An 8,037-nucleotide genomic window follows, 5' to 3' on the forward strand; every position below is an offset into this window, starting at 1 on the left:
AGGCGCAACGCACCAAGGCCAGCAATTGACGCTACGTGCCTTATAGAAGTAATACAGATGGACTCTAGGAGGCTGCCATGCATTTCCCGCACGATCCGGTCGGCTTACCGGGCCTTGCCGCGCTCGGATGCGGCTTCATCGCGTTTGTCGTCACGCTGTTGCTCGCACGGCGGCGCGGCGTCAAAGCACCCAAAAGCGCGGACAACACCCGCAGCAACGCGTCAATCGTGTGGATCATCGTGCAGGGCATCGGCATCGGCATCGCCGGGTTCGGACCGGTCGACGCCTCGCTCGCGGCGGCATCGACCAAGGCCGTCATCGAAGGTTTTGCGGTGCTCGCCTTGATGCTGTCGGCCGTGTGGCTGTTCGACGCGTCGTCGCGCGCAACGGGAAAAAACTGGGCACTGGTTGCGCGCACACGGTCGGACGGCACTCTGGTTCAGTCCGGTCCGTTCGCCCGGATTCGCAACCCGATCTATGTCGCGCTCGGCTGCTTCATGCTGGCGATGGCAATCGCGTACGGCCATACGCGCAACTTGCTGATTGCGGCCCCGCTCTACGCGCTCGGGACGTGGATGCGCGTGCGGCATGAAGAGATGGTGCTCCGCGCGACCTTCCCCGACTATGACGCTTATGCCGCGCGCGTGAAGCGCTTCGTGCCGGGGATCCTATGATCCCGGCACGTGCGGCGTAACCGGCACGAGCTCGTAAAGATCGACCGCAGCACCACCGCCTGCGCGAGTCAGCACCAGCCGCCAGCGGAAGGCCGCGACGCGCTCGACAATGCCGGCCAGGTCCTGCGCCGCGTTGACGCTATAGGCAGGCGCGGTCTTCACATGCGCAGGACGGAAGGTGCCGAGAAAGATCTGCCGCCGATCGGTGTCCGGAAACAGCCATCCGCCAGGCAGGACCGACCCACTTTGCTTGGTAAGGGAAAGGTTGCGGGCGGTGCCGTCGACCGTGCAAAAATCGGGCTTGAACGTCGCGAACCCGACGCGACCGCCGAGCCGGACGAGCCGGCAGGAGTATGTCCCGGGCGGAAGGCTCGGCAAATCGAGCGCCGCCGCAGGATCAACCAGCGGCCCTTCCTGAGCGAGCTTTGCCCTCAACCGACCGGGAACGGCCGCACGGGCTTTGGTCCACACCTCGTTGAGCGAGGCCAGCCGTACCCGATCAGCGGCTGTGACCAATGTCTCCCACGCCATCGGGGCCTGCGACGTCACGCCGGGCGCTCGATGCAGCGGCGTCGGGCGGTGGTGTTTGACGGCACATCCGGACACCAAAACTGCGATGGAGGCGAGCAACAGCGAACCGTGATTCATCGCGGGCAGCTCCTTGACGGGAATGGACAGATAGACGCGTCGCCGCGCGTTAAGATTTGGTAAATCTCAAAGGTTAACAGATCGTAAAGATCGGTCGATCTGTTCGTCTTACGCGACGGTCAGGTGCGTAGCATCGACCAAAAGCGTGGTCCGCCGCGCGGCACGACCCAGGTGTCGATCACTTCGAAGCCGAGCGCGCGGTAAAGGCCCAAATTTCGTTCGGTCGCCGTCTCAAGATAGGTGGATAATCGGCTGCCCGCGATCCGGGCCAGGCCTGATCGAATCGCGGCACCGCCATGCCCCTTCCCCTGCGCCGCCAAATCACAGCCCGCAATATGAAGATACCAATGCGGGATTGTTGGCATATGCGCGTCGATCGCGTGCGACACCGCCAACCCCCGGCCGATCGCGGCACCAAAGGTGCGCCACAGCGGCCACGCTTGGCGCAGCAACGGCATCAGCCCGGTTTTCCCTTGACCGGGACCGCGCCACAAGGTTGCCGCTTCGCCGCCTTGCGACACCAGCCGCATGCCACTCAATGCATCGGCATCGAACAGCAAAGCAAACAGCCGCGGCAAACGTTCAGCCCGTTCGGTCGCATCGGGAAACAGAAAGACCATCGCCGGATCGTCGGCAAAGGCGCGTGCCAACAGCGCGACGATCTGCGCCCGGTCAGCGTTGCCCGCAACCCGGACCGGATCGCTCACGCGCCCCCGGTGCCGGTCTTTTCCTTCTTGGCATAGACGCGGATCGGTTCCTTGCGGCCTTCGATCACATCCTTGTCGATCATCACTTCATCGACCGAGTCCATCCCCGGCAGATCGAACATCGTGTCGAGCAGGATGCCTTCGAGGATCGAGCGGAGCCCGCGCGCGCCGGTCTTGCGGTCGATCGCCTTCTTCGCGACCGACACGAGCGCCTCGTCGGTGAAGCCGAGCTTGACCGCCTCCATGTCGAACAGTTTCTGATACTGCTTGACCAACGCGTTCTTCGGCTCGGTCAGGATCGTGACCAACGCCGGCACGTCGAGGTCCTCAAGCGTCGCAATCACCGGCAAACGGCCGACGAACTCGGGGATCAGGCCGAACTTCAGCAGATCCTCGGGCTCGACCGCCTTGAGCGTCTCGCCGGTGCGACGTTCCTCCGGCGAGGCGACATAGGCACCGAAGCCGATCGACTTGCCCTGCAAACGGTCACCGATGATCTTCTCAAGGCCGCTGAACGCGCCGCCGCAGATGAACAGGATGTTGGTCGTGTCGACCTGCAAAAATTCCTGCTGCGGATGCTTGCGCCCGCCCTGCGGCGGAACGCTCGCGGTGGTGCCTTCCATCAGCTTGAGCAGCGCCTGCTGCACGCCCTCGCCCGACACGTCGCGCGTGATCGAGGGATTCTCGGCCTTGCGGCTGATTTTGTCGATCTCGTCGATATAGACGATCCCGCGCTGCGCCCGCTCGACGTTATAATCCGACGCCTGGAGCAGCTTGAGGATGATGTTCTCGACATCTTCGCCGACATAGCCGGCTTCGGTCAGCGTCGTGGCATCCGCCATGGTGAAGGGCACGTCGAGAATACGCGCCAGCGTCTGGGCGAGCAGCGTCTTGCCGCAGCCAGTCGGCCCGACGAGCAGAATGTTCGACTTGGCCAGCTCGACATCCGCGCCCTTTTGGCCGTGGTTCAGGCGCTTGTAATGGTTGTGCACCGCCACCGAAAGCACGCGCTTGGCGCGCTTCTGGCCGATGACGTAATCATCGAGCACGTCGCAGATTTCCTGCGGGGTCGGGACGCCGCCATCCTTCTTGGACACCAGCGCAGACTTGGTTTCCTCGCGGATGATGTCGTTGCACAGCTCAACGCATTCATCGCAGATGAACACGGTGGGCCCGGCAATGAGCTTGCGCACCTCATGCTGCGATTTCCCGCAGAAGGAGCAATAAAGCGTGCTCTTCGAGTCACCGCCGCTGAGCTTCGTCATTCAAACCATCCTTGGCGCCACTGGCTGGCGCACATATGCGGAGACTCTATCCTAGACCGCCCCCGCGCGGTCCGACAATCACCAAAATCGCCGTTCGGAACCGACACCGGGATACACCCTAGCGCCCCGGTGTCCAAAAAGTGTTTACGCCGAGGTCAGCGCAGGCGGCGTGCTCGAATCGTCGGGCAATGCCGGACGCTTGTCAAATACCTCGTCAACCAGGCCGAACGCCTTCGCCTCATGCGCCTCGAGGAAGGTATCGCGATCCATCGCGCGCTCAATCTCTTCCAGCGGCTTGCCAGTATATTGTGCGTACAGGTCGTTCATGCGGTTTTTGATCCGCTGAATTTCCTTGGCCTGGATCTGAATGTCCGACGCCATGCCCTGCGCGCCGCCCGATGGCTGATGGATCATGATCCGCGCATTGGTGAGCGCAACACGCATCCCCGGCTCGCCTGCCGCCAGCAGGAAGCTGCCCATCGACGCGGCCTGGCCCATACACACCGTACCGACGCGCGGGCGGATATATTGCATCGTGTCGTGGATCGCCATGCCCGCCGTGACGACACCGCCCGGCGAGTTGATGTACATGAAGATGTCCTTCTTGGGGTTCTCCGACTCCAGGAACAGCAGCTGCGCGCTGATCACCGAGGCCATGTGATCCTCGACCCCGCCGGTCACGAAAATGATCCGCTCGCGCAGCAGCCGCGAATAAATATCGAAGCTGCGCTCGCCGCGGTTGGATTGCTCGATGACGATCGGGACCAGACCGTCATTGATAGGTGCAAGGAAGTCGCCAGTGTCGAACGGATTGCGCATAATGAGCCTGTAAGTCCTAAATGCCCCAAAGGACGTGAATGCCGGAATCCCTACATCGTCGCTGGCGGAAGCGAGTTCAAGCCCCGACGGAATCGGCGCGGCGCTCTTCGCCACCCGGCGCGCGGTGGCCGAGATAGGCGAGCCGCCGCACTTCGCGCCGTCCGCGCACCACCGTATCGAGGATCAGCCCGGTAAAGATATTGAGCGCCGCAAGGATTGTCAGCCCCGTCACCAGCACCGCCGTCGGCAAGCGCGGCACGAGATGCGTGTGCATATAGGTCACGATCAGCGGCACCGCGAGCGCGAACGCGGCGAGCAGCAAGGCGCCTGCAATTACGCCAAAAAACAGCAACGGCCGCTCGATTCGGTATAGCGTTACGATCGTCCGCGCGATGCGGAACCCGTCGCGATACGTACTGAGCTTCGATTCGGACCCCTCCGGCCGCGCGAAATAGCGAGTCTCGATCTCGCCGGTCGGCATTTTGAGCTCGAGCGCATGGACGCTGATCTCGGTCTCGATCTCGAACCCCGACGAGAGGACCGGAAAACTCTTCACAAAGCGACGCGAAAAGACCCTGTAGCCCGAAAAAATATCGGTGAAGCTGCGCCCGAACAATTGCGCGAGCAGCCCGGTCATCGCCCGATTGCCAAGCACATGGCCGCGGCGATAGGCGGCGGTGACCTGGGTCACACGGCTGCCAACCACCATATCGAGTTGTTCGTCGAGCAAACGCGCGACCAGCGCCGGCGCGTCGCTCGCATCATAGGTCGCATCGCCATCGGCCATCACATAGATATCGGCATCGACATCGGCGAACATCCGGCGCACGACATTGCCCTTGCCCTGCATCCGCTCGGTCCGCACGATCGCACCCGACGCGCGCGCAACCGCGACCGTGTCGTCGTCGCTGTTATTGTCGTACACGTAGATCGTCGCATCCGGCAGCGCCGCGCGGAACCCGGCGACCGTCTGCGCAATTGCGGCGCTCTCGTTATAGCAGGGCAGTAGAATGGCGATACGCGGTGTCATCGTGATTCCCCGCTGTCAGTCACCCCGGACTGGTTCCGGGGTCCACCGGGGAGCGTGCACTGGCGCTGCCACACTTGCCCCACGGTGGATGCCGGAACACGTCCGGCATGACGGAGAGATTATTCGGCCTTCTTCGCCGCTGCCTTCTTGGCAGCGGGCTTCTTGGCCGGTGCCTCGGCAGCAGCTTCCTCGGCCGGTGCGGCCTCGACCGCCTTCTTCGCCGGTGCCTTCTTGGTCGCCGCCTTCTTCACCGGCTCGGCTTCGACCAGATCGTCGCCGGGCGCGGCCGGCTCGATGTCAGACGCTTCCATTTCGTACGCGTCGTCGGCCGACGGCTTTGTGGCGTTCTTGGCTGCGGTCTTCTTGCCCTTGGGCTTGTGGTTGTCATGGTCGTGGCTGTGCGTTCCGGACGAGAAGCCTTCTTCGCTCTCGATCGCGGCTTCCAGCTCTTCGCGCGTCACTTCGCGGTCGCTGATCTCGGCCTTGGCGAACAGCCAGTCGACGACCTTGTCCTCATACAGCGGCGCGCGGAGCTGGGCGGCGGCCATCGGCTCCTGCTGAATGTATTGCATGAAGCGCTGGCGGTCTTCCGGGCCATATCGCTGCGCGGCTTGCGCGATCAGGCGGTTCATTTCCTGGCTGGTGACTTCAACACCATTGGCCTGGCCGATCTCGCTCAGCAACAGGCCGAGGCGGACGCGGCGCTCGGCGATCTTGTGGTAATCGTCGCGCTCGGCTTCCATCTCGGCGAGCGCCGCCGCCGGATCTTCCTCATGCGTTGCTTCATGCTGAAGCTGCTGCCAGATCTGCTCGAATTCGGCTGCGACCATCGATGGCGGCACTTCGAAATCATGCCCCTCGGCCAATTGGTCGAGCAGCTTGCGCTTCATGTGCGTGCGCGTCAGGCCGTTGAGCTCCTGTTCGATCTGACCCTTCAACAGGCCGGTGAGCTGCTCGAGGCTCTCAAGGCCGAGCGAGGTCGCGAGTTCGTCGTCGATCTTGGTCTCGCCCGCAGTCTTCACCGCGGTGATCTTCAAGTCGAAGGTCGCGGCCTTACCGGCCAATTCCTTGGCCTGATAATCCTCGGGGAAGGTGACGGTGATCTGGCGCTCCTCGCCAGTCTTTACGCCAACGACCTGATCCTCGAAACCGGGGATCAGGCGGCCGGTGCCGAGCTCGACCGACATGTCGGTGCCGGTACCGCCGTCAAACGCGACATCGCCAACCTTGCCGAGGAAATCCATCACGACCAGATCGCCGATCTTCGCCTTGTACGTCGCCTTGGCGTCATCCCAGCGCTTCTGCTGGTCGGCAAACTTCTTGAGCTGTTCGGTGACCGCGACCTCATCGGCCGGGACGGTCAGACGCTCTAGCTTCAGGCCGTCGATCGCGGGCGCGGGCACATCGGGGAGCACTTCGAGCTCGACGGTGACATCGGCATCCTTGCCGAGTTCATAGCTGTCATTGAGGCTGACCGACGGCTGCAGCGCGGGGCGCAGCTTCTGCTCGGCGATCAGGCTCTGAATGCCTTCCTGGATCGACGTGTTGAGCGCATCCTGCATCAGCGCCTCGCCGTGCATCTTGCGCACCAGATTGGCGGGCACCTTGCCGGGACGGAAGCCAGGCATCTTGATCGTCGGCGCGACGCGCTTCAGTTCGGCATCAACGCGCGAATCGATATCCTTCGCGGTGATTTTCAGCGTGTAGGCGCGCTTCAGGCCTTCGTTCAACGTCTCGACAGTCTGCATTGTCTTTTCAATCTCTCTCTTGAGCGGCACCCGTCGCTTCGCTCGGGGAGTTGCGAAGCCGGAAGCATCCCCCGGATGCTTTCGAGTCTTCACAACTGGTGCGGGCGAAGGGACTCGAACCCCCACATCTTGCGATGGCAGGACCTAAACCTGCTGCGTCTACCAGTTCCGCCACGCCCGCATCGGACACCGTCGGTGTGGGGGGCGTCTATACCAGCGATGCGCGGCGGGGCAAGCGGACTTACGCGCCACCGCAATATCGCTTGCAACCGCGCGCGTGACTGTGCGTTTAAATAAGCAGAGGAGAGACGAGATGGCCAGCACCCCCCCGACCGAATTGCCCCCGATCCCAAGCGAGCCGGGCCAGCCGGATTCGGTCCCGACCGAATTGCCGAGCCCAACCCCCGATGTGGATTATCCCGACCCGACGCCTGACGGCGAACCGATCGAGCCGGTCGATACCGGCATGACGGGGGATTTTGCGTAAACACCTGCGCTCTTGAAGGTGTTTTGCCGCAGATTGCGTAGTCGACAGGATCGCGCATGAAAATCGGCGTACAGCGCGTCGGCATGGTTAAAATGGCAATTGCAACCCTTCTCCCCCCGAACTACGTTTCATCCCAATCGCCGGGGGGATGACGGAAATGTGGCAAGTGTTCGCGGCGGCTGTGCTTTCTTTGGCGACGCCAGTGAGTATGCAGTCGAATATTGCAAGTACGCCCAGCGGTTGTGAGCTGCATGTCTGGCCGGGATCTGGCCTGAGTTCGATATACAGCGGGTGGTTTCACGGCGGAATCGTCAATGGCGCAGTAACCGGGCGCGACGGCTATCCCGTCGTGCCGTCAGGACCAATTGGTACTGCCAACCAAGTTGAGTTGTTGAAGAGCGGTCAGCCCAATGTCGTCCTAGGGCAGGCGGACTCGCGTGTTGTTTTCCACGATACCGCTTTGCCGAGCCGAACGATCCGCACCGCAGCGACCCGTATCGATCCGTCGACGGCACCGTGCTATGCTGAATTCATCGTCGATGATGTCTTTTTTCAGCAAGATATTGTCGATGGAAGCTTTCTGAAAATCCTGTTCCGTTATCGCGAGTTTGGGACCGACACCGCCCCGCGCAAGGTTTTCGGCACTTGGGTGAAAACCA

The 8,037-nt window shown here is 62.4% G+C and carries 9 protein-coding genes and 1 tRNA gene; 3 read left to right on the top strand and 7 right to left on the bottom strand.

Going from position 1 to position 8,037, the window contains the following annotated elements; all coding sequences use genetic code 11:
- The first annotated feature begins 77 nt into the window (after positions 1–77).
- Entirely contained in the window at positions 78–674 is a 597-nt protein-coding gene (locus ABWP09_RS12035; protein WP_353205373.1) for a methyltransferase family protein, read from the top strand.
- Here the strand turns inward: ABWP09_RS12035 and ABWP09_RS12040 are convergent.
- From ABWP09_RS12040 to ABWP09_RS12070, 7 genes are all read right to left on the bottom strand, one after another.
- On the bottom strand, positions 669–1,322 hold the full coding sequence (locus ABWP09_RS12040; protein WP_353205374.1) for a DUF4893 domain-containing protein: 654 nt from the start codon (positions 1,320–1,322) through the stop codon (positions 669–671). The genes ABWP09_RS12035 and ABWP09_RS12040 overlap by 6 nt on opposite strands.
- Before the next feature lie 119 nt (positions 1,323–1,441).
- On the bottom strand, positions 1,442–2,029 hold the full coding sequence (locus tag ABWP09_RS12045) for an N-acetyltransferase (protein ID WP_353205375.1): 588 nt from the start codon (positions 2,027–2,029) through the stop codon (positions 1,442–1,444).
- Positions 2,026–3,294: an ATP-dependent Clp protease ATP-binding subunit ClpX gene (clpX, locus tag ABWP09_RS12050; protein WP_188445387.1), complete on the bottom strand. Its 1,269-nt coding sequence runs from the start codon at positions 3,292–3,294 to the stop codon at positions 2,026–2,028. The genes ABWP09_RS12045 and clpX overlap by 4 nt, the downstream gene beginning before the upstream one ends.
- Positions 3,295–3,438: 144 nt before the next feature.
- Positions 3,439–4,113, bottom strand: coding sequence for an ATP-dependent Clp protease proteolytic subunit (locus tag ABWP09_RS12055; RefSeq protein ID WP_353205376.1), 675 nt, complete (start codon positions 4,111–4,113; stop codon positions 3,439–3,441).
- Positions 4,114–4,189: 76 nt separating this feature from the next.
- Complete coding sequence (locus tag ABWP09_RS12060; protein ID WP_353205377.1) at positions 4,190–5,143, bottom strand: glycosyltransferase family 2 protein; 954 nt, start codon at positions 5,141–5,143, stop codon at positions 4,190–4,192.
- A gap of 119 nt (positions 5,144–5,262) precedes the next feature.
- Positions 5,263–6,891, bottom strand: coding sequence for a trigger factor (gene tig / locus ABWP09_RS12065; RefSeq protein ID WP_353205378.1), 1,629 nt, complete (start codon positions 6,889–6,891; stop codon positions 5,263–5,265).
- A 96-nt stretch (positions 6,892–6,987) separates the two neighbouring features.
- Positions 6,988–7,072: transfer RNA gene (locus tag ABWP09_RS12070), tRNA-Leu, on the bottom strand.
- A gap of 132 nt (positions 7,073–7,204) precedes the next feature.
- Here ABWP09_RS12070 and ABWP09_RS12075 point away from each other — a divergent pair.
- Together ABWP09_RS12075 and ABWP09_RS12080 are read left to right on the top strand one after the other, a co-directional pair.
- Positions 7,205–7,378, top strand: coding sequence for a hypothetical protein (locus ABWP09_RS12075; RefSeq protein ID WP_353205379.1), 174 nt, complete (start codon positions 7,205–7,207; stop codon positions 7,376–7,378).
- Positions 7,379–7,526: 148 nt separating this feature from the next.
- Positions 7,527–8,037: hypothetical protein (locus ABWP09_RS12080; protein ID WP_353205380.1), on the top strand; the 511-nt coding region annotated here is incomplete at its 3' end.

The organism is Sphingomonas sp., assembly GCF_040398505.1.
In the GTDB taxonomy this organism is placed as follows: domain Bacteria; phylum Pseudomonadota; class Alphaproteobacteria; order Sphingomonadales; family Sphingomonadaceae; genus Sphingomonas.